This is a genomic window from Micromonospora sp. CA-259024, assembly GCF_050936255.1.
In the GTDB taxonomy this organism is placed as follows: domain Bacteria; phylum Actinomycetota; class Actinomycetes; order Mycobacteriales; family Micromonosporaceae; genus Micromonospora.
Genome location: NZ_JBNJND010000002.1, coordinates 1 through 23979, shown reverse-complemented (window position 1 = coordinate 23979; position 23979 = coordinate 1). Strand labels below are relative to the sequence as shown.

At 67.7% G+C, this 23979-nt stretch carries 21 protein-coding genes and 1 other RNA gene; 18 read left to right on the top strand and 4 right to left on the bottom strand.

Going from position 1 to position 23979, the window contains the following annotated elements:
* Positions 1 to 12 precede the first annotated feature (12 nt).
* Positions 13 to 603: an FMN-binding protein gene (locus ACQEUX_RS19370; RefSeq protein ID WP_433050110.1), complete on the top strand. Its 591-nt coding sequence runs from the start codon at positions 13 to 15 to the stop codon at positions 601 to 603.
* Positions 604 to 652: 49 nt separating this feature from the next.
* A complete protein-coding gene (locus ACQEUX_RS19365) occupies positions 653 to 1375 on the top strand; it encodes an FAD:protein FMN transferase (protein ID WP_433056970.1) in 723 nt (240 codons plus the stop codon).
* Positions 1376 to 1770: 395 nt separating this feature from the next.
* Here ACQEUX_RS19365 and ACQEUX_RS19360 read toward each other — a convergent pair whose 3' ends face one another.
* Positions 1771 to 2442, bottom strand: a complete 672-nt coding sequence (locus ACQEUX_RS19360) for a bifunctional DNA primase/polymerase (RefSeq protein ID WP_433056968.1) — start codon at positions 2440 to 2442, stop codon at positions 1771 to 1773.
* A 249-nt stretch (positions 2443 to 2691) separates the two neighbouring features.
* Here ACQEUX_RS19360 and ACQEUX_RS19355 point away from each other — a divergent pair, with 249 nt between their 5' ends.
* The 9 genes from ACQEUX_RS19355 (at position 2692) to mctP (ending at position 12209) form a co-directional block, all read left to right on the top strand.
* Positions 2692 to 3921 carry a helix-turn-helix domain-containing protein gene (locus ACQEUX_RS19355; protein ID WP_433050107.1) on the top strand — a complete coding sequence of 410 codons (1230 nt, stop codon included), beginning with the start codon at positions 2692 to 2694 and terminating at the stop codon, positions 3919 to 3921.
* Between the two features lie 16 nt (positions 3922 to 3937).
* A complete protein-coding gene (locus ACQEUX_RS19350) occupies positions 3938 to 4513 on the top strand; it encodes a flavoprotein (protein ID WP_433050104.1) in 576 nt (191 codons plus the stop codon).
* Positions 4514 to 4631: 118 nt separating this feature from the next.
* Positions 4632 to 5468, top strand: coding sequence for a Nif3-like dinuclear metal center hexameric protein (locus ACQEUX_RS19345; RefSeq protein ID WP_433056966.1), 837 nt, complete (start codon positions 4632 to 4634; stop codon positions 5466 to 5468).
* Entirely contained in the window at positions 5458 to 6195 is a 738-nt protein-coding gene (locus ACQEUX_RS19340) for a zinc ribbon domain-containing protein (RefSeq protein ID WP_433050101.1), read from the top strand. The genes ACQEUX_RS19345 and ACQEUX_RS19340 overlap by 11 nt, the downstream gene beginning before the upstream one ends.
* 3 nt (positions 6196 to 6198) lie before the next feature.
* A complete protein-coding gene (locus tag ACQEUX_RS19335) occupies positions 6199 to 7341 on the top strand; it encodes a bifunctional RNase H/acid phosphatase (RefSeq protein WP_433050098.1) in 1143 nt (380 codons plus the stop codon).
* Entirely contained in the window at positions 7275 to 7511 is a 237-nt protein-coding gene (locus tag ACQEUX_RS19330) for a putative leader peptide (protein WP_433050095.1), read from the top strand. Before ACQEUX_RS19335 ends, ACQEUX_RS19330 begins: the two co-directional genes overlap by 67 nt.
* Positions 7512 to 7662: 151 nt before the next feature.
* Positions 7663 to 10077: a M14 family zinc carboxypeptidase gene (locus ACQEUX_RS19325; protein WP_433050092.1), complete on the top strand. Its 2415-nt coding sequence runs from the start codon at positions 7663 to 7665 to the stop codon at positions 10075 to 10077.
* 240 nt (positions 10078 to 10317) lie between these two features.
* On the top strand, positions 10318 to 10560 hold the full coding sequence (locus tag ACQEUX_RS19320; RefSeq protein WP_433050089.1) for a DUF3311 domain-containing protein: 243 nt from the start codon (positions 10318 to 10320) through the stop codon (positions 10558 to 10560).
* Positions 10560 to 12209, top strand: a complete 1650-nt coding sequence (gene mctP, locus ACQEUX_RS19315; RefSeq protein WP_433050086.1) for a monocarboxylate uptake permease MctP — start codon at positions 10560 to 10562, stop codon at positions 12207 to 12209. The genes ACQEUX_RS19320 and mctP overlap by 1 nt, the downstream gene beginning before the upstream one ends.
* Positions 12210 to 12458: 249 nt before the next feature.
* On the opposite strand, the gene ACQEUX_RS19310 is transcribed toward mctP, so the two are convergent.
* Positions 12459 to 12920: a MarR family winged helix-turn-helix transcriptional regulator gene (locus ACQEUX_RS19310; protein ID WP_433050083.1), complete on the bottom strand. Its 462-nt coding sequence runs from the start codon at positions 12918 to 12920 to the stop codon at positions 12459 to 12461.
* Positions 12921 to 12974: 54 nt separating this feature from the next.
* Here ACQEUX_RS19310 and ACQEUX_RS19305 point away from each other — a divergent pair, with 54 nt between their 5' ends.
* Positions 12975 to 14198, top strand: a complete 1224-nt coding sequence (locus tag ACQEUX_RS19305) for an MFS transporter (RefSeq protein WP_433050080.1) — start codon at positions 12975 to 12977, stop codon at positions 14196 to 14198.
* A 104-nt stretch (positions 14199 to 14302) separates the two neighbouring features.
* Here the strand turns inward: ACQEUX_RS19305 and ACQEUX_RS19300 are convergent, their stop codons facing one another.
* Positions 14303 to 15064 carry a sulfite exporter TauE/SafE family protein gene (locus tag ACQEUX_RS19300; protein ID WP_433050077.1) on the bottom strand — a complete coding sequence of 254 codons (762 nt, stop codon included), beginning with the start codon at positions 15062 to 15064 and terminating at the stop codon, positions 14303 to 14305.
* 140 nt (positions 15065 to 15204) lie between these two features.
* On the opposite strand from ACQEUX_RS19300, the gene rnpB reads away from it, so the two are divergent.
* The 5 genes from rnpB to ACQEUX_RS19275 all read left to right on the top strand — a co-directional run bounded on the left by rnpB (position 15205) and on the right by ACQEUX_RS19275 (position 21522).
* An RNA gene (rnpB, locus tag ACQEUX_RS19295) (RNase P RNA component class A) lies at positions 15205 to 15621 on the top strand.
* Positions 15622 to 16042: 421 nt separating this feature from the next.
* Complete coding sequence (locus ACQEUX_RS19290) at positions 16043 to 16948, top strand: abortive infection family protein (protein WP_433050074.1); 906 nt, start codon at positions 16043 to 16045, stop codon at positions 16946 to 16948.
* Positions 16949 to 17019: 71 nt separating this feature from the next.
* The gene (locus tag ACQEUX_RS19285; RefSeq protein ID WP_433050071.1) at positions 17020 to 17964 is read left to right on the top strand and encodes a Shedu anti-phage system protein SduA domain-containing protein; all 945 of its coding nucleotides are present in this window, start codon (positions 17020 to 17022) and stop codon (positions 17962 to 17964) included.
* Between the two features lie 246 nt (positions 17965 to 18210).
* Complete coding sequence (locus tag ACQEUX_RS19280) at positions 18211 to 19737, top strand: RNA-directed DNA polymerase (RefSeq protein WP_433050068.1); 1527 nt, start codon at positions 18211 to 18213, stop codon at positions 19735 to 19737.
* A gap of 1236 nt (positions 19738 to 20973) precedes the next feature.
* Entirely contained in the window at positions 20974 to 21522 is a 549-nt protein-coding gene (locus ACQEUX_RS19275; RefSeq protein ID WP_433050065.1) for an HD domain-containing protein, read from the top strand.
* Here ACQEUX_RS19275 and ACQEUX_RS19270 read toward each other — a convergent pair.
* Positions 21519 to 22160 (bottom strand): NUDIX hydrolase, encoded by a 642-nt coding sequence (locus tag ACQEUX_RS19270; RefSeq protein ID WP_433050062.1) that lies wholly within the window; start codon positions 22158 to 22160, stop codon positions 21519 to 21521. The genes ACQEUX_RS19275 and ACQEUX_RS19270 overlap by 4 nt on opposite strands.
* Positions 22161 to 22976: 816 nt before the next feature.
* Here ACQEUX_RS19270 and ACQEUX_RS19265 point away from each other — a divergent pair.
* The gene (locus ACQEUX_RS19265; RefSeq protein ID WP_433050059.1) at positions 22977 to 23126 is read left to right on the top strand and encodes a hypothetical protein; all 150 of its coding nucleotides are present in this window, start codon (positions 22977 to 22979) and stop codon (positions 23124 to 23126) included.
* Positions 23127 to 23979 lie beyond the last annotated feature (853 nt).

The window sequence follows — 23979 nt, the reverse complement described above, 5'->3', positions numbered from 1 at the left end:
GAGAGGCATCCCATGCGTCGCGCGTTCCTCGCGATCACCGGCCTGGCCGCCAGCACCACCGCGCTGGTGGTGTTCAAGGGCTCGCCGGGCGCCACCCAGGTCGCCCAGAACCTGCCGACCGCCCAGCCGGTCAGCCCCACCCCGCAGGGTGTCGACCCGAGCGCCGACCCGGCTGCGGGCCCGGCCGACGGCACACCGACGCCGTCGGTGGCTCCCCGCGCGCCGTCGTCGCCCGAACCCGGCAAGAGCACCACCCGGCCGTCCGGCACCCGCACCACGAAGGCGCCCGCCGCGCCGCGAACCACCAAGGCGGCGCAGCCGACCAACCGCCGGGTCACCGGCAACGGCTTCGAGAACGAGTACGGGTACGTGCAGGTGCAGATCGTGGTCTCCGGTAACCGGATCGTCGAGGCCGTCGCGCTGTCGCTGCCCAGCGGGGGTGAATCCGACATCCACAGCGGCGACGTCCGCAACCGCTACGACGGCAGCGGCGGCGAGGTGGTGCAGAAGCAGAACGCGAGCCTCAACACCGTCTCCGGGGCCACCGAGACCAGCAACTCCTACAAGCAGTCGCTGCGGTCCGCGATCGAGCAGGCCTTCTGACGTGCGGGCCGCGCTGACCCGACCCGGGCTGTGCCGGGTCGAACAGATCATGGGTACGGCGATCACCCTGGACCTCGCCGACGACCTGCCCCCGGCGACCCTGCGCGAGCTGGCGGATCAGGTCTTCGCCTGGATGCGCGAGGTGGACGCCCGGTTCAGCACGTACAGGCCGGACAGCGAGGTGTGCCGCTTCGACCGGGGTGAGGTGCTGCTCTCCGAGGCGTCGGCGGACCTGCGGTTCGTGCTGGAGGCCTGCGCCGACCTGTGGGGTGCCACCGACGGGTTCTTCGACGCGTACGCGACCGGCCGGCTCGACCCGTCCGGGTTCGTCAAGGGCTGGGCGGCCCAGGTCGCCTCGGATCGTCTGCTCGCCGCCGGAGCCGCGAACCACTGTGTGAACGCCGGCGGCGACGTGCGCGTGCGCGGTCTCTCCCCGTCGGGGGAGCCGTGGCGGATCGGCATCCGGCACCCGTGGGACCCGATGGCGACGTTCCTGGTGCTCGCGGGCACCGACCTGGCCGTCGCCACCTCCGGCGTCTATGAGCGGGGACGACACGTCCTCGACCCGCGCCGGGGCGCGCCGGCCGGCGGGCTGCGCTCGGTGACCGTGGTCGGCACCGACCTCGGGGTGGCCGACGCGTACGCCACCGCCGCTCTCGCCATGGGGGTCACCGGCCTCGGCTGGGTGGACCGCCTCGACGACCACACCCACGTCGTCGTCACCGACGACGCCCGCGAGTATCACTCCGCCGGCGTCCCGCTGGCGCCCTAACCCCCGCGCCGCGCCCCCAACCCCCCACCCCCGCGATCTTGCAGTTTCGGTCCGCCATTCGCCCTTTTCGCGGAAATTGTCGGGACAGTAAGTGCAAGATCGCGGGGGTGATGGGGGCGCAGGGGCGCCCTAACGGAGCGGGCGGTGGGTGCCAGCCGGACGGGAGCCGGTGGGGCGTGGGCGGCCGGGACGCGAGCCCGACGGCCGGGTGCCGGCCCAGCGGTGCCGTGGGTGGCTGCGCCGGGGCGGTTCGGTGCCGCCGGGATGAGCCGCTCTGTCGTCCGTGGACATCGTTCCCCCGTTCGTGGCGCGCGTTCGCGCCGTCCCCCTGTCAACGAGGACCGGCGCCCTGGCGTCGCTGTCGGGCACCGGATGGATCGTCGGCCGGGGCTGTCTCACATGCCTCGTCGGGGCAGTGGCAGGTGACCGGGGAGCAGGTCGGGGGCGAGCGTCACCCCGGTGGCGCGCAGCGCCCCGATCAACGTGTTCTGCACGAGGTACGAATCCGGAAGTTGCCAGCGGGCCTGCTCGGGGGCGACCGCCCAGCGGACGGTCCCCTCCGGCAGCCGGGTGGGCGGCGCGGGGATCCAGGAGCCCGGCCCGTGCCGGACCACGTGGAAGCAGTGCTCCAACTCGGGCCGGAGCGGGTCGCCGGGGCGGACCAGGAACATCCACCGCCCGGTGGGCGTGACCAGCACCGGCCCGCGTACGCCGGTGCCGGCCGGGTGGATCTGCACCGCGTCGAGCACGTGCCGGCCGAGGTGGGCGGGCACCTCCAGCACGTCGAAGGCCCGGCCGGTGGGCAGCAGCACCCCGTGTGGACGGTTCCGCCACCAGGTGGCCACCCGGGCCGGGTCGGCGCTGGCGGCCAGTTCCCAGTTCTCCAGGGCGGGGTGGCAGCCGACGGTGGGACAGCCGGCCCGACCGCAGACGAAGCGGCTGCGGGCCAGACAGGCCCCGGGGGTGACCTCCCACCCGTGTGCGGCGTACCGCATGGCGACCCGGCGCAGCCGGACCCGTTCCAACGGCGACAGTTCGGCGACGCGCGGTACGACGTTCCCCCACATGTGTGCCATCTCCCCTCGTGTGGCCCGGCGATCGCCAGGTCGCATGTCGAGCACCGTCACTGCCGTAACCCACGATCGTTGAGGTTGACGAACGGCTCGTGCAACTTGCACGAAAAGTACGAGGACTGGCTGTACGGCTGACGTACATCGTGTGCGACCAGCGAAAACCTGAAGACGGACGACGGCCGCCGCACTCGCGGACATCGCCCCGACCCGACAGGTCGCCGGCGGCAGGGGAGGGATGGGGAGATGGACGAGCTACCCATAGGACGGCGAGTGGCCTACTGGCGGGGGCGCCGCAAGATGTCGCAGCAGGTCTTCGCGGACCGGTTGGGCAAGTCCAAGAGCTGGGTGGACAAGGTCGAACGCGGCGTCCGTCGGTTGGACAAGTTCTCGGTCCTCTACGAGATCGCCGACATCCTCCAGGTGGACGTGCAACTCCTCATGGGAAAGGACCCGGAGCGCCGCACCGACGCGCTGAACTGCATCGACCAGGTCGAGGTGCAGGAGATCCGGGCGGCGCTGGAACGCTACGACTCGATGAGCGCGTACTTCGACGCGGCACCGTGCCCGCCGCCGCTGGACGACATGCGCAAGGCGGTCAACCACGCCTGGCTCACCTACCAGTACGGCCGTTACGGGATGCTCACCCGGGCGCTGCCCAAACTGCTGCGCGACGCCCAGGCGGCCGACGCCGCGTACGGCGGTGCGCAGGCCCCCGAGGCGGCCCACCTGCTCGGGCAGGTCTACCAGATCGCCTCCTCGGTGCTGCGCAAGCTCGGTGAGTGTGAGCTCGCCTGGCTGGCCGCGGACCGGTCGATGGCAGTGGCCCAGCGGGCCGACGACCCGCTGCTGGCCGGCATCGCCACCACCCGGGTGTGCAACGCCCTGGTCGCGATGGGTCGGGCCCGTCCCGCACTGGAGCTGAACGTCCAGATCGCCAACCGGCTGGCACCGGGCGGGAGCAACGAGGTCTCCCCGGCCCGGCTCTCCGTCTACGGAATGCTGTTGCTCCAGGGTGCGATGGCCGCGTCCCGCATCGGCGACTCGGCCAGCGTCGACGACCTGATCAACTGTGCGCAGGAGGCTGCCGCCCTGCTCGGTGGCGACCACAACCACTACTGGACGTCGTTCGGCCCGACCAACGTCGAGCTGCACCGGGCCGCCGCCGCGGTGGAGCTGGGCGACGGTGGCCGGGCCGTGGAGGTGCACCAGCTGCGCATAGCGGAGCCCTCCTTCAACGCGCTGCTGCCCGAACGCCGCGCCCACCACCTGCTCGACATCTCCCGCGGGTACGCCCAGATCGGCGACGTGGCGAACGCCGGCGAGATGCTGCTGCTTGGTGATCGACTCGCCCCGTCGGAGATCCGCTGCCGGCCGATCGCCCACGAGGTGATGTCGGACATCCTTCGTCGCACACGTGGTGCGCCGCCTTCTCCGGTAGCGGAGTTGGCTGAGCACATGGGAGTAGGGGTATGAGCCTGGAGCCGGTTTGATGGCCGGTTTCCCGCACAGCAGCGGGCACCGTGGGGTGCTCTACGTCATCGCCTGCGGTTCGCCGCTGGCACGGCACGTCGGTCGTCTGGTCGACCTTGCCCAACAGGATGGTTGGGACGTCTGCGTGGTCGCCACGCCGGACGGGATCAAGTTCGTCGACCAGTCGGCCCTGATCCGGCAGACCGGCCACCCGGTGCGGACGCACTACAAGCATCCCGGTGATCCGGACGTGTTGCCCCCCGCCGACGCCATGATCGTCTGCCCGGCCACCGTCAACACGGTCAACAAGTGGGCGGCCGGGATCACCGACACCCTCGCGCTCGGGTTGCTGGTCGAGGCGCAGGGCAAGGGCGTCCCCATCGTGGCGGTGCCGTACACCAACGCCGCGATGGCCGCCCACCCGGCGTTTCGTGCCGGTGTGGCCCGGCTGGCCGAGTGGGGCGTCACAGTGCTCTTCGGCGATCATGTGATCGCCCTGCACCCGCCGGGAACGGGGGAGCAGCACCTGCACGCCTTCCCGTGGGCGATGCCCCTGGCCGCGCTGGAAAAAAGCGTCTCCTGGAGCGCCGCCTAGCGCTCACGACAGGGCTTCCGCCCGGCGCGGCCGGGCCGGGTGTCACCGCCCGACGGCCCGCGCGCCGGTAAGCTGGCCCGCCGTGAGCACAATCGGATCCACCCCCACGGTGACCGACGTGGTGGCGGAGCTGGAACGGCGCTATCCGCCGGTCTGGGCGGAGGAGTGGGACCGGGTGGGCCTGGTGCTGGGCGAGCCGGCCGCCCCGGTCCGCCGGGTGCTCTGTGTGGTCGACGTGGTGCCCGAGACGGTCGCCGAGGCGCTGGCCGCCGACGTGGACATGATCGTCTCGCATCACCCGTTGCTGCTGCGTGGGGTCTCGTCGGTCGCGCCGACGACCTTCAAAGGGCGGATCATCCACCAGCTGATCCGGGCCGGGGTGGCGCTCTACACGGCGCACACCAACGCCGACGTGGCCTCCCCGGGCGTCTCCGACGCCCTCGCCGCCCGCTTCGGGCTGACCGGGCTGCGTCCACTACAGCGGCCCGCGCCCGGGTCGCCCGCCCACGGCGACGACCGGGGTTTCGGTCGGATCGGCGAGCTGCCCCGGCCGATGACCCTCGCCGAGCTGACCCGGCACGCCGCCGCCGTGCTCCCCGTCACGTCCTGGGGAGTTCGCGCGGCGGGGGATCCCGGGCGTATGGTTCGTACCCTCGCCGTCAGCGGCGGGTCGGGGGACAGTTTCCTCGGCGCCGCGACCGCCGCCGGGGTGGACGCGTTCCTCACCGCCGACCTGCGGCACCACCCGGCCGGCGAGCACCTCGCCGCCGACGGTCCCGCCCTGATCGACGCCGCCCACTGGGCGACCGAACGACCGTGGCTGGACGACCTGGCCGCCCTCCTCCGGGAGGCACTGGGCGTCGAGACGCTGGTGTCCGACCTGGACACCGACCCGTGGACCGTGCACGCCGCCGCACCCGTTGTGGACGACAAGGAGCCCGACCGTGAAGGCTGACCCTCAGGTGCAGCGCCGCCTGCTCGACCTCCAGGCGATCGACACCAACCTCGCCCAGCTCGCCCACCGCCGGCGTTCGCTGCCCGAGCGGGCCGAGCTGGAGTCGCTGGCCCGGGAGTTGTCGTCGCTGGAGGACGAGCGGGTGCGCGCCCAGGTGGCGGTCGACGATCTGGACCGGGACATCGCCCGGCTGGAGAAGGACGTCGAGCAGGTCCGGGCCCGCAAGCAGAAGGACGAGAACCGGCTGGCCGCCGGCACCGGCCCGGCCCGGGAGTTGGAGGCGCTCCAGCACGAGCTGGTCTCGCTGAACCGGCGCCAGGGCGACCTGGAGGACGCCGAGCTGGAGCTGATGGAGCAGCGGGAGACCGCGCAGGGCGTACTGGACGGCGTGGAGCAGCGGCTGGCCGACACCCGGGACAAGCGGGCCGCGACCGAGCAGCGCCGCGACGAGGCGCTGGCCGAGATCGCCAAGGAGGAGGAGTTCAAGCGGGGGGCGCGTCAGCCGCTCGCCTCCGACCTTCCGGCTGACCTGGTGAACCTCTACGACAAGATCCGCGAGGACACCGGGCTGGGGGCCGCGCTGCTCACCGCGGGCCGCTGCGGCGGGTGCCGGTTGGATCTCTCCGGTGCCGACCTGGCCCGGATCCGCAAGGCCGCCCCGGACGACGTGGTGCGCTGCGAGGACTGCCGGCGGATCATGGTCCGTACCAACGAGTCGGGGTTGTAGGTCGTGGCGCCGCGCGTGGTCGTCGTCGAGGCCGACGGCGGGTCCCGGGGCAACCCGGGCCCGGCCGGCTACGGCGCGGTGGTGCGCGACCCGGAGACCGGCGAGGTGCTCGCCGAGCGCTCCGAGTCGCTTGGTACGGCGACCAACAACGTCGCCGAGTACCAGGGGCTGATCGCCGGGTTGACGGCCGCCGCCGAGGTGGGTGCCGCCGAGGTGGACGTCCGGATGGACTCCAAGCTGGTGGTCGAGCAGATGTGCGGCCGGTGGCAGATCAAGCACCCCGGCCTGCGCCCCCTCGCCGCCCAGGCCGCCGGGCTGGTGGGCCGGTTCACCGCGGTCCGGTTCACCTGGATCCCCCGCGAGCAGAACCGGCACGCCGACGCGCTCGCCAACGCCGCCATGGACGCCGCCGCCGGCCGCCCTCCGGCGACCCCGGCGACCGGCCAGCCGCCGGCGACGCCTGCCACCGGCAGCGACCCGGCCACCGCGCCGGCCTCGTGGGAGCCACGGCCGAGTTTCACCGCCACCCGGCTGATCCTGGTCCGCCACGGCGAAACCGAGTACACCGAGCAGCGGCGCTACTCCGGCCGCGGCGACGTGCCGCTCTCCGAGAGCGGACGGGCCCAGGCCCGCGCCACCGGCGCCCGGGTGGCGGCGCTGGCCCCGTCCGTCGCCGCCGTGCTCAGCTCACCGTTGTCCCGGTGTACGTCCACCGCGGCGGCGATCGCCGGGGCGCTCGGTGACGTGCCGGTCCGCACCGAGGACGACCTGATCGAGTGCGACTTCGGTCAGTGGGAGGGGCGCACCTTCGCCGAGGTGCGCCAGCAGTGGCCGGGGGAGATGGACGCCTGGCTCGCCTCACCCCGGATCGCCCCGCCGGGCGGGGAGTCGTTCACCCACGTCGCCGAACGCGCCCACCGCGTGATCGCCGGGCTGCTCACCGCGTACCCCGGTGAGACCGTGGTGGTCGTCTCGCACGTGTCGCCGATCAAGCTGGTGCTGCGCGACGCGCTCGCCGCCGGCGACGGGTTCCTGCATCGGCTCTTCCTGGATGCGGCCGGCATCTCGGTGCTCGACATGTGGCCCGACGGTGGCGTCGCCGTCCGCACGGTCAACGACACCGCCCACCTCGCCAAGATCGATTAATTCCCATCTGTCGGGAGGGTTTTGGCTTGAGGGCCCGAACCTGTGGGGAACCTGTTGACAGTGGACGGACGCCGCTTCAAGATCGGTTCGTGCGAAGCGTTCACCTGACGAAGCGGGGTCACATCGACCTCCTGCGCGTCGCCAGCGCCGCCTGTCGACGCTCCATCTGACGCCGGGTTCCTCCCCTTCCTCGCACGCTGCAGGCGTTTCCCATCCCCGCTGGTCTCCGGCCCCGCGGCGCGTCCGCCTGCGCGTACCCCTCCGACAGGAGATCCGTTCATGCTGTCCGCAAGACGTTTACCTCGGCTCACCGCAACCGCGGTGAGCACCGCGCTGCTCGCGACCGTGGCCCTGACCGGGCCGGCGTCCGCCACCGCGCTGCCCACGGTGCCACCGGCCCCCATCGATCTCTCCGACGTCCGGGGTTACCCCCGGCAGAGCACCCTTCCGGTCTGGCCGGACAACCCGGCCGACGCGTCCATCCCGATCGGCGTGATCCCGTACGACGAGATCGCGCCGAAACTGAACGCCCTCCAGCGGGCCAGCGACCGGGTTTCCGCCCGGGTCGCCGGGAAGTCCGCAGGCGGCTACGACCTGTACGCGGTCACCGTGACCGCGCCGGAGAGCCGCACCGAGGCCCGGCAGCAGGAGACCTGGAAGCGGCTCATCGAGGACGAGCCGGCCCGGGCGCAGCGGGACCGGAAGTTGCTCGCCGGCTACAAGACTCCGCTCTTCGTCAACGCCAACATCCACGGCAACGAGTGGGAGGGCACCGACGCGGCGTTGCGGGTCATCGAGGAGTTCGCCACCGACCGCAGCCCCGAGGTCGCCGAACTGCTGCGGCGCAACCGGCTGGTCTTCAACATCACCTCGAACCCGGACGGTCGGGTGGCCGGCACCCGGGCCAACTCGGCGGGCTACGACCTCAACCGCGACCTGACGATCGTCGCGCAGCCCGAGACCAACCTCATCCGCGACCTGATCGTCGACACCAAGCCGATCATCACGCTGGACCTGCACGGGTACGTCAACCCGACCCTGCTGCACCCCAGCACCCCGCCGCACAACGTCAACAACGAGTACGACCTGTACATCAAGCACGGCCTGCCGAACGCCCTGGCGATCGAGGAGGGCCTGCGCGGTCTCGGCTACGCCGAGACCCAGCGTGCCCGGATTCCGTTCCGCGACGACGAGCCGGGCGTGTGGGACGACTTCCCGCCGATCTACGTGCCGTCGTTCGCGATGCTGCAGAGCAGCATCCCGTACACCATCGAGGCGCCACTGAACCCGCGCGGCAGCACGCTCACCCCCGCCGAGCGGGTCCGTCGCTCCGGCATCAACACCGACGTGCACGAGGTGGCGATCCGCACCTCGCTGCGCTACATCCAGGACCACCGGGCCGAGGTGTTGCACGACCAGGCCGAGGTCTACCGCCGTGGCCTGGCCGGTGAGCCGTTGCGCGACATCCCCGACGGTTACGTGCCGGGCTGGGGGCCGGAGGACAACTACCACACCACCTTCCCCCGGTCGTACGTCATCCCCACCGGCACCGGGCAGCGCTCCGAGCCCGCCGCCGCCCGTCTGGTCGACCTGCTGATCGGCAGCGGTGGCCGGGTGTGGCGGGCGAGGAAGGCGTTCACCGCCGGCGGTAAGACCTACCAGGCCGGCTCGTACGTCGTCGACATGCACCAGCCCAAGCGGGGCCTGGTCAATTCGCTGCTCGAACCGGGCGCGGACATCACCGACCGGGTGAATGACCTGTACGCCGGCCCGGGCGCCTGGAGCCAGGGGCTCACCTGGGGCGCCACCGTAGACACCCTCTGGAACACCCTGCCCCGAGTGCGTCTGGAGCGGACCTACGACGGGCGGGCCGAGGGCCACCTGCCCCCCGGCCGGTCCGACCTGCGTCTGGATCTGCGGGACGCCGCCGATCTGCTCGCGGTGAACTCGCTGCTGGCGAAGGGCGTCGCGGTCCACCGCCTCGCGGACGGGTCGGTGGTCGTCCCCGGCAGCCCGGCCAACCGTCAGGTGGCCCGCGCCGAGGTGCAGGCCCACGCCGTCAGCTTCGAACCGGCGCCCAGGGGTTGGCGGGGCACCCGGCTGGATCGGGTGGTGGTCGGCTACCTCGGCACGGTCGAGGAGCGGGACACCCTCGTCGATCTCGGCTTCGAGGCGCGTGCGGTGACCGCCGCGACGCTGGCCGACACGCTGACCGAGGACGTCGACGTGCTGCTGGTCGCCGACAACGTCAACCTCGCGAACCTGACCGCCGAGAACCGGGCCGCCCTGGATGGCTTCCTCGCCCGGGGCGGCGGAGTGGTCGGCCTGGGCACCGCCGGGGCGTCGTTCGGTAACGCCGCCGCGCTGCTGACCGTGACCGCCACCGCGGCGCCGAGCCTGGCCAGCGGGGTGGCCAACATCGTGAACAACGGGGGACCGGTCACCACGTCGGCCATCCCGCACGCGTTCATCAGCCAGCCCGTCTGGTTCACCAACCTGGGCGCCAACGTCGAGGTCGAGCAGTCGTACGCCGCTGACCCGTTGCTGTCCGGCTGGTGGGTCACCGGCGGCGCCAACGGGCAGGCTGCGGCGGCCAACCAGGCCAGCATCGTGCGGGGCGTCTCCGCCGCCGGGAACGGCGTGGTGCTGTTCGGCACCGACCCGACGTTCCGCCTGCACCCGAAGGGCCTTCAGTCGCAGCTCGGCCGGGCCGTGCTCTGGGCGGCGCAGCGCTGACCCTGACCGGCTGAGCCGACGTTCGGCCGATGTGGGGCCCGGGTGCCGACCGCACCCGGGCCTCTCGCCGTCGACGGCCAGCCGTACCTGCTTATCCGTCACGCGGGCCGGGCGCGCCGTTCGGCGCAGCTGACCGGCCGTTCAGCGCAGCACCCTCCGGGCGGGCAAGGTGACGGCAGTCACAGAGTCGTAGCCTCCGGCCGTTACATCGAGAGCCACGACTCACCGGAGGTCTGTCAGATGGCTGCACCGGAACCGGAGGCGCCAACCACGGCGCCTACCAGGGCAAAGGACCACAGTCCCTGGAACTGGTTGCTCTTCATTCCCATCGTGGTGCCGCTGATCCCGGCCTTCTTCAACGGAGACTCGCCCCGGATCTTCGGGTTCCCGCGTTACTACTGGCTGCAACTGGCGTACATCCTGCTCGGCGTCGCCACCACGACGCTGGTCTACCAGATGACAAAGAAGCGGGGAGGACGCTGATGTGGCGGGACCATCTCACCGAGATCATCGTCTTTTCCCTGCTGTTCCTCCTGGTCAGCGCGATGGGGTTCGTGGCCGCCCGCTGGCGCGCCCCGAAGGACATGGCGCATCTGGACGAGTGGGGGCTGGGTGGGCGCAGCTTCGGCGGCTGGATCACCTGGTTCCTGGTCGGCGGTGACCTCTACACCGCGTACACCTTCGTCGCGGTGCCGGCGCTGATGTTCGGAGCCGGGGCGGCCGGGTTCTTCGCCGTGCCGTACACCATCGTGATCTACCCGTTGGTCTTCCTGGTGCTGGTCCGGCTCTGGTCGGTGTCACACCGGCACGGGTTCGTCACGCCGGCCGACTTCGTTCGCAAGCGGTTCGACTCGCCGGTGCTGGCGCTGCTGATCGCGATCACCGGCATCGTGGCCACCATGCCGTACATCGCGCTGCAACTGGTCGGCATCGAGGCGGTGCTCAAGACGATGGGCGTCACCGGCGACAACGCGCTGGCCCGGCACCTGCCGATCATCATCGCGTTCGCCATCCTGGCCGCCTACACGTACCAGTCGGGGCTGCGGGCACCGGCGCTGATCGCGTTCGTCAAGGACAGCCTGATCTACATCGTCATCCTGGTGGCGATCGTCTACCTGCCGTACAAGCTGGGCGGCTGGGGTGACATCTTCGCCGCCGCCGACGCGAAGTTCGACGCCTCACCCAACCCGAACGACGGCATCCTGCTCAACGCCAACAACCAACTCCAGTACGTCACGCTGGCGTTCGGGTCAGCGCTGGCGCTCTTCCTCTACCCGCACAGCATCACCGGCGTGCTGGCCAGCAGGAACCGCGACGTGATCAAGCGGAACATGTCGGCGCTGCCGGCGTACAGCCTGCTGCTCGGGCTGATCGCGCTGCTCGGCTACATGGCCATCGCGGCGGGCGTGAAGCCCCTGCCGGGGGCGTCGGCCGGCAGCGTGGACAACAACACGGTCGTGCCGCTCCTCTTCGACCAGCAGTTCCCGGACTGGTTCGCCGGTGTGGCGTACGCGGCGATCGGCATCGGTGCGCTGGTGCCCGCGGCGATCATGTCGATCGCGGCGGCGAACCTGTTCACCCGCAACATCTACAAGGAGTACCTGAAGCGGGACGCCTCCCCGGCCCAGGAGGCCAACGTCTCGAAGATCACCTCGCTGGTGGTGAAGGTCGGCGCGGTGGCCTGCATCGTCTTCCTCGACCCGCAGTTCTCCATCGACCTTCAGCTGATCGGTGGCGTGATCATCCTTCAGACGCTGCCGGCGGTGGCGCTGGGCCTCTACACCCGCTGGTTCCACCGCGCCGGGCTGATCGCCGGCTGGGCGGTCGGCATGGGGCTGGGCATGTGGATGCTCTACCAGGTGGCGAGCCCGACCCGGAAACACTTCGGTGGCTCGGCGTTCCCGCTGTCGGAGTTCGGCTTCGACACCACCAGGACGATCTACGTCGGCATCGTGGCGGTGCTGGTCAACCTGGCCGTCGCGGCGCTGGTGACGCTGGCGGTGCGGGCCGCGAAGGTGACCGAGGGAGTCGACGGCACCACGCCCGACGACTACTTCGCCGACGAGGGCGACCCCCGGGTCACCCCGGGCACCGAACGCGACGCCGACTCGGCCCGCGAACCGGTCGCCTGACCTCGGGTACGCCCGGGTGCCGACGTGGTCGGTGCCCGGGCGTCCCTGTCATCCCGGGTCCCTGGCCTCTCCCGCGCCCCCGCGTCTCCCGCGCCCCCGCGTCTCCCGCGCCCCCGCGTCTCCCGCGCCCCCGCGTCGATCTTGCAGTTATGGTGCCTGGTCTGTGGTGATTCACGCCGATTGCCCCCACCGCAAGTGCAAGATCGACGAGGCTGGGGCGGGGCGGGGCGGGCGAGGGGGCTGGCCCGGTCAGCGGCGGCGGTTGCGGGACACCAGGGCCTGGTTGAGGCGGCCCAGGAGGGCCGCCAGAGTGGCCCGGTCCTCGGTGCTCCAGTCGGCCAGCATGTCGCCGTAGAGCCGGGTGCGGGCGGCCTGCACGGCGGCCATCCGCTGGAGGCCGGTCGGGGTGGGGGAGATGACCGTGCCCCGTCCGTCGGACGGGTCCGGGGTACGGGTGATCAGGCCGTCGCGTTGCAGGGCGGAGACCTGCCGGGTCACCGTCGAGCCGTCCAGATTGAGCCGGGCGGCGAGCGCGGAGACGTTCTGCGGGCCGGCGTTGGCCAGGTGGCGCAGGATGACGTACGCCGCGCGGTCCAGCACCCGGTGCTCGGCGGTGCCGGTGGCCCGCCGGGTGGCCTCGCCGAAGCGCATCAGCAGGGCCACCTCGGTCTCGATCCGGCCGAGGGTGGTCTCGTCATCGTCGTCGCTCATAGCTGTATGATACAGAATAAATATCTGTACGATACAGCTAGTTGAGGAGTCGCAGTGGATCGGCGTTCCGAACCGAACCGCAGTGCCATCTACGCCACCACGCTGGTGGCCTTCCTCGCCATCGCCGGCATCGCCGTCGTCGACCCCATCCTGCCGGCCATCGGCGACGCGATCGGAGTCACCGCCTGGCAGGTCGAGCTGCTGTTCACCGCGTACATCGCGGTCATGGCCCTCGGCATGATCCCGGCGACCCTCGCCAGCGGCCGGTTCGGCTTCAAGCCGGTGCTCGTCACCGGCGTCTCCGTGGTCGGCCTGGCCGCGATCCTCGCCTCGTTCAGCGACAACATCGTTCAGCTTTCCGTGCTGCGGGGCGTCTGGGGGCTGGGCAACGCGATGTTCTTCGCCACCGCCATGGTGGTGCTGGTCAACCTCGCCGTCGACCGGGAATGGGTGGTCGGCCTCTTCGAGACCGCCCTCGGCCTCGGCTTCGCCGTCGGCCCGCTGATCGGAGGTCTGCTCGGCGAGGTCAGCTGGCGGCTGCCGTTCTTCGTCTGCGGCGTGTTCATGGTCCTCGCCCTCGGTGTGGCCGCCCGCAAGCTGCGCGAGCCCACCAACCGGCAGGCGCCCGTACGCGTCGGCCAGATCTTCGCCACCTACCGCCGGCCGGCGTTCATCGCACTGTGCGTGGTGACCGGCGCGTACAACTTCGTGTTCTTCGTGGTCCTCGGCTACACGCCGCTCTTCCTGGGCCTGGACGTCATCCCGCTCGGGCTGGCCTTCACCGGCTGGGGGCTCGGCCTGGCCGCCGGCATCCTCGTGATCGGCCACCGACTGGCCCACCGGATCGGCGCCGTGCAGACCGTCGGCGTGGCCATCGCCGGGCTGCTGGTCTGCATGGTCCTCTTCGCCACCTCCACCAGCACCGCCGAGGCGCTCGTGGTGCTGGTGCTCTCCGGGCTCTGCATGGGGCTGGCCAACGCCAACCTCACCGACCTGGCGCTCGGCCTCGGCTCCAGTGACCGGCGCGTCGCCACCGGCGCGTTCAACCTGGTCCGCTGGGGGGCCGCCGCTCCGGCACCGATCATCTCCGGCAAACTCGCCGAGCACTCGCTGTCGCTGCCGTTCTGGGTCGGTTTCGGGGTGCTCGCCGTCGGTGTGCTGGTCTACCTGGCCTTCGCGCACCTGATGGCCGCCGGCTACGGGGAGCGGGTGCTCTGGTCCCGCTGGAACCGCGCCGCTACCGACACCGAACACGAGCCGGTCGGCGAGACGTACTGACCTGTCGCTTTCAAGATCCACGCGCTTTCCGGGAAACCGCTGCCTCCACGCGTGCTGAGGCAGCAGTTCCGCGGTAAGTCGTGAGGATCTTGGCGTCGGGCGGGTCAGCTCAGGGCGCGCCAGAGCAGGTAGAGGCCGATCGTCGTGCCGAACACCACGATCACCGTCTTGAGCAGCACCGGCGGCAGCCGGCGGACCAACCGGGCGCCCGCGTACCCCCCGATCAGCGTGGCCGGCGCGACCACCGCGACGTCCGCCCAGTGCACCGGGCCGAACAGGGCGAACACCACCAGCGTGGTGAACCCCACCACCGCGGAGAGCAGATTCTTGATCGCGCTCACCCGCGCCAGGGTCGCGTCCAGCACCAGCGCCAGCCCGGCGACCAGCATCACCCCGAGCGCCGCACCGAAGTACCCGCCGTACACCGCGCCGAGCCCGACCATCGTCTGCACCGCGACCGTCCGCTGGCGCGGCGACAGGTCCCGCGGATGACCGACCAGCCGGCGCAGCGGGTCCTGGAAGGCCAGGACCGTGGTCGCGCCGAGCACCAGAAACGGTACGACCAGCTCGAACGCGCGGGCCGGGGTGCCCAGCAACAGCAACGCCCCGAGGATCGTGCCGACGATGGTGGTGGGCACCAGCGTGGCCAGCGCGCGGGGGCGCGGCAGGTCCACTCGGCTCCCCGCCACGCTGGCCAGGTACCCGGGGAACACGGCGACGGAGTTGCTGACATTGGCCGGAACCGGGGGCAACCCGACCGCGATCATCGCCGGAAAGGTGATCAGCGAGCCACCACCGGCCACCGCGTTGATCGTGCCAGCGGCGAGACCGGCGGCGAGCAGCAGCGCGGCGTGGGAGAGATCCATAGCCCCACGAGGCTAGCCCCCGCCCGCTCGGGCGAGTCGGCGGGAGTCCTCGTCCCCACCGCCCTTGAGCTGGGCGATCTTGCCTGGGCGGGGCGGCAATACCGGGGCGGTGCTCGTCGTTAGGATGAGAGCGCGACGGACGAGTCGACCGGGCGGCCGCGTCGGCGGGCTTAGGCCCGCCGCCGAGGAACGTCCGGACTCCACAGGGCAGGGTGGTTGTTAACGGCAACCCGGGGCGACCCGCGGGAAAGTGCCACAGAAAACAGACCGCCGACCCCATCGGGGACGGTAAGGGTGAAACGGTGGGGTAAGAGCCCACCAGCACCCCGGGTGACCGGGGTGGCTCGGTAAACCCCACCCGGAGCAAGGCCAAGCAAGGGCCGTCACCGCAAGATGACGACCTGGCGCAGACGCTTGAGGGCTGCCCGCCCGATGTCTGCGGGTAGGCCGCTGGAGCCTGCCGGCAACGGCAGGCCGAGATGGATGGCCGCCGCCGGCGCAAACCCTTTCGGGGTACGCGCCGCGCACAGAATCCGGCGTACAGGTCGACTCGTCCGTCGCCCACCAGCTCAGCCGCTGTCACATGGCGTCTGACCTGCAGTTTCTTCGGGTGCTGTAGGTCGTCCTCGGTCATCTTTGGTCGGCGGTTGACGGCCCAGCGGCGGCCCAGACGGCCCGGAGACGGCCCAGGTCGGCCCCTCGCTTGTAAGTTCTGGGCGCTTCGTTCGGCCGTGTCCGTCGGCGTCCGTGAGCTCGGGCGACTGTCCGCCCTGGCGGTTGTCGGCTGTCCTGGTTCGGCCCGGCACTGTCGCCGTTGCTGTCGACAGCCGCGCCCTAGCCCGCCTCAGCTGATTAGAGGCATCTCAGGCCCCCAGGGTGATCAGGTACGGAAACGCCTACAGGCACGGGCATCCCGCTACCGAGTTCGTCGTATCGTGATCGGGACCCCCGGTCGCCCCCTTGGCTGAGAGCGTAGCGATGACGCCTGACGACCTCTTCGAAACGACGACCACCACCACTGGATTCGACGGTTGGCCCACGGTTGATAGCCGATTCAAGGCTGACCTGCCGGAACAGCTGCGTCGAGGTCCGGTCGATGCCGTCGATGATGTGGACGTGGCCGAAGCACTGGCCCTGTTGCTGCACAGCGACTTCATGGCCTTCGGGACGGGCGGAGGCGAGCGGTTAATAGACGCTGAGGCTCGCCTCGCCCTGCGAGCCCTGCGGGCGACCTGCGCGCGCCTGGGCATAGCGATCGAAGTTCCTTGGCAGGACTTCACGTCCTTTCGTAGCTACTGGCTAGCACACGACGGATACGGATCATGGGCAGCCCGTCGAAAGATGGTCGGCGAAGCATTCGATCCGCTGCTCCAACGGCTCTACCAGTTGCAAGAGCAAGTTCCCGCAGGCACCGTAGTGGCGCCAGCTCTCAACGCCCTTACGGATCCGGCCGTCATCACCGAGCACCTGAAGCGCCTCGCCGCCAGCGTGGACACCGATCCTCGACTGGCGGTCAGCGTCGCGAAGGACTTGGTTGAAAGCACTGCAAAGCTGGTACTGCGAGAACGTAGTGTCGAGTACAACCCGAAGGATGACCTCCCTGCGCTGGTCGCGCAGGCGCAGCAGGCACTACGTCTCCATGCAGCCGGCGTAGCCGACACCACAGAAGAAGCGAAGGCGTTGAAGACCATCCTCGGGTCACTGTCCCGTCTGACCCAAGGGGTCACTGAGTTGCGCAACCAGGTTGGCGTGGGTCACGGACGTGACTCCGTTCCGGGATGGGTCCGTCCGCGCCATGCCCGTCTCGCCGCTGGGGCCGCCACCACCTGGTGCAACCTCATGTTGGAAACCCTCGGGGACCCCGAAGCGCCTTGGCGCATCTGAGGACATTGGGCAGGACGCCCGACCTCAATTTGGGGTTCACACCCCTGGCTCCTGGTGCATACGCTGCTGCCGTGACCGCTGCCTCTTCTTCCGGCCCAAACTCCGACCTTCGATGGCCGTTCGTAGGCCACTTGCCAGGCTACTTAGCCGAGAGTGAGCTGACAGGATCTGGCCGGCCGAGCGAGGAGGTGTACAACGACATGCTAATGAAGCGGTGGCGTGCCTTACTCAATGACGACTCCTCAAAGGACGAGCGCTTAGTGCACTCCTTTTTGGAGCGTCACCCATCCCTCTTGCCCGGCAGCCACACGCTTGACGTAGATTCGGGTCACTCGCCGTTTCCTATGGCGGTGGTTTCCAAGCCAAAGCTTCCCGGGCTAAGTGACCGTGAGCCTGACTTCATGTGGATCGCCGCCCACAGTACGGAAGTATTCCCAATACTAATCGAGATTGAGAACCCACACAAACGATGGTTTTATGGTGATCGAGCGGAGATTCATAGCGATTTCACGCACGCTCAAGGGCAATTAGCCGAGTGGCGCGCATGGTTTAATCGGGGGAACAATAGAGCGGCGTTCCTTGACTATTATGAATTCCCAACAGACCTCAGAGGAAGGAAACTTAGCCCTCGCTACGTCCTCATCTACGGGCGAAGCGAGGACTACACGAGCAACCGTCGGCGGCGGGAGAAGCGTGCAGAGTTGGCCCGCGAGGACGAACGCCTTCTATCCTTCGATAGCCTGGTTCCCGCCAAGAACAGCGTGCTTTACTCGACGGTCTGCAAACGACACGACGGGTATGAGGTTCTATCAGTTCCGCCTTCGCTCACCCTTTTCAACGATGGCTCCTTCTACTCGCCAGCGGGCGGATGGGAACGTGCATTGGATGACTGCCCGGACATGGCATCCTCACGCCGCGAATTCCTGAAGGAGCAGTTCCACATCCTTCTCAGCGACCCCGACGCATACACAGAGCAGCACGGCCAGATACGTTTCCGTCGACCCAAGTGGCTTTGATAACGCGTCCTCGTATTGCCGCAACTACACCTAATTGGAGTCGGGCAGCTTTGTCCGCAACATGCAGCCTTACCCTGCCTGTAGGCGGCGCATTGGGAAACAGGTTGGCCCCGCGAGGGTAGAATGCCCTTATCGTGTCGATCCACCCAGCTTTATGCCTGGCAATCCGTCGCTACGGGCGAGCTCTCTGAGCGGGTTGGCTAGTAGAGTGAACGGTCTCACTGCGTAGGACCGATCGGGGATCTCGTGCAAGCACTTGAACGTGGCCTGGTAGACAAGCTCAAGCTTGAAAAAGCGGTGCTTGACGAGGTCAAGACCCGACGTAACCTCCTCCCTCCTGAGCCCTGGCTTCACGCCATTGAGCAGAGGAGCTCGAAGGTTGCAGCCTGGGTAAGAACCCGACTGCTTTCAGGGGTACCGAATTCTGCCGGCGTCGTCATTAGTGCCCGAAAGATGGGACACGGGATCCGCCCCGTGCCGGTCGTAGGCATTGCAGAACGGATCACCTACAGAGCGCTGGCGAGTCACATCCTCAAGGATCAGACGCTCCCAACTAGGTCACCTGAGGAGTACAAGGAATTCGTTCTCGGGCCTATCTCTTACGCCTTCGAGAAAGTCGGACGCCGACGACGGGTGAAGGTAGGTGAAAGCAGGATCGGCTATGTGGTTGAAGCCGACATCACCGCTTTCTATCAATACGTCGACCATGAAGTTCTGCGGCAAGAGCTTTACATGCAAACCGGTGTGATCACTGCAGTGGATCGACTAATGGAGCTCTTGTCCGACTTGAGCGGACGCAACTTCGGAGTCCCTCAACTACTTGATGCATCCGACTGGCTCTCTGAGATGTACATCCGAATCGTCGAGCGAACGCTACTACGACGCGGACTCCCGACCTGGCGGTTCAACGATGATTTCCGGATTGGATGCAAGAACTATCGGGAGGCATTAACGAGCCTGGAAGAGCTCGCCTATGCGGCCGGAGACGTCGGCTTGGTGGTAGGCGACCATAAGACTTTTACCTCAACTTTCATGAATTACTTCTTTGCCAATACTGCGGTTGAGGTGGATGAGGCGACGGCTGAATTCGACCCCCAAGACGTCGAGATAGCGGTCACCGATTACGCAGACATGGACGAGGAAGAATCAATAGCCGCCGCTGTAACAACGCTCGGGCGCCTCGATGCGATCTTCGATGAAAACCACATCGACCTTAAGAACATCCGTAGAGACGACCTACGCGATCTTCGACGCGCTCTGAATGCGCTCTCACGCAACGATGACGCGCAAGGCTTAAGCAACATCAAGCGCCTCTTCCAGTTCGTTCCGGCCTTGACTCCGCAAGTAATAACGTACCTCGTCCGCATGCACCCTCAGCAGCCAGAGGAGACGTCTCGCGTATGGAAATCTCTCCTCGTTGAGTCAGCGAGCGACTGGCAGAACCTTTGGCTGGTCTACGCCTGTCGAGAAATGCGAATGCTGGCACAGAACTCCGAACTACTTGAGTGGGTGGAGGCGCAAGCTCACGGCCGGCGGCAAGAGGCTCTCCGGGCGGAAGCCCACCTCACCCTAGCAAGGGAACATGCGGTTTCCTTTGTTGAGCTCGATGCAGCATTACGATCCGCTCCAGACGCGCTTGCACCGTGGTATGTGCTCGGAATGAAGGAGCTGACGAATTCCGAGAACCCGCCCTCTGAATCTCAAATCAAGGGGCTCCGGCAATCTTCTCCCCTGTTCTCAATCTTGATGGAAGACGATGAGCTTGAAGCCTAGCCCTCGGAGAGAAATCACTGAGACAGCCCTAAAGCTGGTCATGTGGGCGGAAGAGGATCTCGCTCGGTCGGATGTTGTGTCCGGACGACCCCCAGCGCGCATCCTGCGACGGTCCTTGGGACCGGTTGCTCCCGACGTCGTACGGCAGCAGGCAAGCCTCCTTCGTATGGTCGCTGTCGTCGAGGCGTACCTGGATGGCCTATCGATGGAACTTATGCATGGCTACGTAGTGCAGAGATTTCACGCCCTCATGGCCATGATTGAGGACTTCGAAGTAAATAGCAGTTTGACCTGGTCGAAGCGGTCCGACGCGTACACCCGCTACCATCGGATTGAATTTTCGAAATGCTCAGAGTGGAATCGGTTCCAAGCTGCCATATCAGCCAGAAATTCGATTGCACACGGGCTGGGTAGAGTGACACCACTACAAGAGAAGAGCCGCCGCAAACTGGAAGCGAACCTACGCCTGGTTGACGTTTCTATAGTCGACGGCGAGTTGCGTTTCGGCCCGACGACCCTCGATCGAGTGCGGCGAGCTAGCACGGCCCTTATCAAGCACGTGGATGAGAACACTCCCTGACCGACGTCGCTGGGCCCAGTCAAATTCTTCCCCCAGCAACACCCACGCTCTTGTTTAGGTGCCATCCCGTCTGCCATCGACCCGCCGTCCAGGGAGCGGGCCGCCGCCCGGCCCGCCACGTCAAGCGGACCTTGACGGCTCGTACGGACGCTGGCGGGTCGGGCGGTGGTCTGCTCGGCTCGTCCCGGGGCGATGGCAGGCGGGATGGCCTACCGCAACCACCCACAGATCGCGACCCGCCGACGGAGCCCCGGCCATCCTGGAGCCGGAGCGCCCCCGCCGGAGGCTCAGTAGCCGCAGCCCCGCGACCGCCGCCAGCTCGCCGACGCGGCCGACGTGCGCTCCCTCACGCCGCGCGGGCTCGTGACCGGGCGGCCCGGCCGGCTGCCGGCCCACCACCACCCGGTCAACCGCCCTGTCGTTCTGCGGCGGCCCCTTGGGCTTCACGCTTCCGCGCCAGCCGCCGGGCGTGTTGCGTGGCCGGAGTCGGAGCGCCAGCGCAGCGACGGACGCGCGCCCAGGCGGCGGCGCGTGCGGCCCGTTCAGGGCCGCCTTGAAGACGTACAGAAACTTTGCACAACATCGCCGGCAGTCCGGCCGGCTAGCCGTACGAATGGGGAGTGCTGTAGGGCTAGTGACGGCGTTATGGTCTATCCATGTCGCTGGTTCCGTGGGCCTATGAGGTCTCCCGCCGAAACCTGTCGAGCGCTCTGCCTCGCCGCTGGGCTCACGTTCAGGGCGTCGCTCAAAAGGCACAGACCCTTGCCGCAGCTGTTGGTGATGACGCTGCTCTGCTTGAAGCCGCAGCGATCCTGCATGATGTCGGCTACGCCCCTCACCTGGCGATGACTGGATTTCATCCCCTTGATGGTGCGGTCTACCTGAGGGGCATAGACGCGCCGGATCGCCTCGTCCATCTCGTCGCGCATCACTCTTGTGCCGTGAGAGAGGCCCGTCTCCGAGGTTTGGAAGGACAACTGGCCGACTTTCAGGACGAAGAAGGGCCGGTCAGAGACGCGTTGTGGATGTGTGACCTCACCACAACGCCTGACGGACGCCCGACGGATTTCGTGAGTAGGGTTGCCGAGATCAAACAGCGGTATGGTCCGGGCGACTTAGTAACGGTCTTCATAGACAGCGCCCAACAAGACTTGGCAGATGCTATTGCTAGAACGATGAGCCGACTTGGCGAGTTCGCCGGCTAACCCAGGTAGGGCGCATTGTTCTCCAAGCCGTGCTTGATCCGTAAAAGCATGGACGGATGAATCGGAAGGGTCTGGAGGCTCTCTGGGTCAACCCACTCCACCTCTGATGACTCGCTGCTAGTACGGAGCCGACCGCCGACTAACCGGGCTCGTAGACAGATCGAAAACTCCTGTCGGACCTCGCCGTCGTCGTAGGCGATGACGTGAGCAGGGTCTGAGTAGATGCCCGAAATCCCGCTCAGTTCGACCTGGAGGCCCGTCTCCTCCTCGACTTCGCGCACAGCTGCTTGCGCGGTCGACTCCCCGACGTCCTGCGCCCCACCGGGTAAGGCCCACAGGCTGTTGTCAGATCGCACTGATGAGCAGGACCTGGCCTCGTTCAGTTCCCAGCGCAAGACTGTCACGGCTACCACCAGGGGAGTTTGCCTGGCTGAGCGCTGGTTGGGGTCGTTTAGGTAGTCAGTCTTGGGCATCCACCTGCTCTGCTTTCGGGTGTTGTCGAGTCCCCGGGCTGCCTCCAGAAGCTGATCGCGTGCGTGTTGCTGAAGGCCGTGCCGTTTGCCGTCTGCGGAGGTGCATCGCAGGTGCCACCGGTGCGGTTTACCGTAGACGTAGAGGTCCGCGATCAGCGCCATCATGTCGTTGTCGAAGCGATGACGGAGTCCGCCGTGTAGAGCACGTGTCCGGTCGGTTCCGCACGTCGATGTTCGGCACGCCGTGGAAGGCGACGCCGAAGGCGTTCGCCTGGTCGATTTTCGCCGAGATTGTTTCCGGTCCGGTCCCCTCATCCCGCTGCTGCTTGACCTTTTCACCTGGTCGCCGGCGGTAACCGTATCCTGCCGGTCGCCTTCTTGTTCACCACCCCGGCGGGTCCGGGGAGGTCGGTTTCCTGGTGAAGACATTCCCCACTTCTAAGGATGCGAGCCTCGTCGCTACACGTCGACGAGTGTTCCCGGTTCGGGGGCGGCATACCTGGGCGAAGCTTTTCCGGGTGACGTTTCTAACCCCACTTATTTGTTGTTCACCTCTGTTCACTCTGCCGCTTTTTTTTCTTCGGCGCGGGTGTTGTGGCTCGGTTTTGACGACTCGCATGGTGAGAAGCGCTATGCGGCTGGCGAAACCGAGACCGGTCAAGCGCATCTCGCAGGCGATCGTTTGCCCATCGTCGCTCCTCGCGGTAGGACGTTCCATCCTTCACGCAAGCCGTCCCGGCGTCCATGCAAGGCGTTCCGGCGTCCACCATGTCGATGTCTTCTTGAAGTGCGAGCGACGAAGCCGCAAAGGAGCAGGTCGTCCCTGAAGGGACGCGCTCGAACGGAGGATGTTGTGAAGCTGTACGTGGACACCACGAGCAAGCAGGTGACGGCGTCGAGGACCCGGGCCGAGAACGACCAGAACGGCAATCAGAAGTCCGAGAGAACACGAGGCCGGCTCATGTGGTCTACCCGGTCTTCATGCTCGACGAGAACGGCGGGGTCATCGCCCATCACCACGGCGGGAAGAAGGCGAGCGTGAAGGTGGGCGCTCCAGCTGTCGAGCAGTTGGAGGTATTCGTGGGCGGCGTCGCCGTTTTCGCGGCGTCGCGTTCCGGGCGGTCTCGCTGAAGCCGAGGCGGTTCTCCGGCCGGTAGGTCCTGCACCCTTTCATGCTGTATGACCCGCAGTCGTCCGTGGCCACCGAAAACGGCCTGATGGTCCGCGACTACCTCAATGCGGTTCAGGGTGTTCCTGACTCCTACATCTCCCGGATTCAGTCGCCACCTGTGGCGGTGGTGACAACCCCAAGAAATGGCCCGGGGTCGGTGATGCCCGGCTCCTACGTCTGCCGACCCCGGTGCCTCCTCATCCAACCCAACTGGCATTGGAGACTCGTCGTCAAGTCGCCCCGCCGCTTCGGCGGCGGTCGCCGGAGCAATTGACGGTCATCGAGGCGAAGTTCACCGTTCCTCCGCGCGTAACGCCAAGATGGCGTTCATCCTCACGGCGGTCATCGTCGGCCTTCTGTCGGCCGTGGTGGCCGCTTCCTACCTGGCGCGATCGTGTCCTTGATCGTCGGTGCCCTGATCGATCGTTGACCGGTTGCTCTCGCCTGGCTGCTCGTCCGCGTGTGGCGGAACATCCAGCTTGCTGTGGTGCAGGCTCGGCACTCACCAGGTGTCCCCTTTTTTTTTTTTTTTTTTTTGGGGGGGGGGGGGGGGGGGGGGGGGGGGGGGGGGGGGGGGGGGGGGGGGGGGGGGGGGGGGGGGCTGTGTGTTTTTATTTTTTTTTTTTTTTTTTTTTTTTTTTTCTCTGCACACACCACGGGGGGGGGGGGGGGGGGGGGGGGGGGGGGGGGGGGGGGAGGGGGGGGGGGGGGGGGGGGGGGGGGGAAAAAAAAAAAAAAAAAAAAAAAAAAAAAAAAAAAAAAAAAAAAAAAAAAAAAAAAAAAAAAAAAAAAAAAAAACACACACTTTCTTCC

Coding starts and splice junctions, on each gene's coding strand:
- ACQEUX_RS19290 (WP_433050074.1), top strand. CDS start 16,043: ATGACGCCTGACGACCTCTTCGAAACGACGACCACCACCACTGGATTC.
- ACQEUX_RS19365 (WP_433056970.1), top strand. CDS start 653: ATGGGTACGGCGATCACCCTGGACCTCGCCGACGACCTGCCCCCGGCG.
- mctP (WP_433050086.1), top strand. CDS start 10,560: ATGTGGCGGGACCATCTCACCGAGATCATCGTCTTTTCCCTGCTGTTC.
- ACQEUX_RS19350 (WP_433050104.1), top strand. CDS start 3,938: ATGGCCGGTTTCCCGCACAGCAGCGGGCACCGTGGGGTGCTCTACGTC.
- ACQEUX_RS19355 (WP_433050107.1), top strand. CDS start 2,692: ATGGACGAGCTACCCATAGGACGGCGAGTGGCCTACTGGCGGGGGCGC.
- ACQEUX_RS19370 (WP_433050110.1), top strand. CDS start 13: ATGCGTCGCGCGTTCCTCGCGATCACCGGCCTGGCCGCCAGCACCACC.
- ACQEUX_RS19275 (WP_433050065.1), top strand. CDS start 20,974: ATGTCGCTGGTTCCGTGGGCCTATGAGGTCTCCCGCCGAAACCTGTCG.
- ACQEUX_RS19300 (WP_433050077.1), bottom strand. CDS start 15,064: ATGGATCTCTCCCACGCCGCGCTGCTGCTCGCCGCCGGTCTCGCCGCT.
- ACQEUX_RS19265 (WP_433050059.1), top strand. CDS start 22,977: ATGCTCGACGAGAACGGCGGGGTCATCGCCCATCACCACGGCGGGAAG.
- ACQEUX_RS19310 (WP_433050083.1), bottom strand. CDS start 12,920: ATGAGCGACGACGATGACGAGACCACCCTCGGCCGGATCGAGACCGAG.
- ACQEUX_RS19360 (WP_433056968.1), bottom strand. CDS start 2,442: ATGTGGGGGAACGTCGTACCGCGCGTCGCCGAACTGTCGCCGTTGGAA.
- ACQEUX_RS19270 (WP_433050062.1), bottom strand. CDS start 22,160: ATGATGGCGCTGATCGCGGACCTCTACGTCTACGGTAAACCGCACCGG.
- ACQEUX_RS19320 (WP_433050089.1), top strand. CDS start 10,318: ATGGCTGCACCGGAACCGGAGGCGCCAACCACGGCGCCTACCAGGGCA.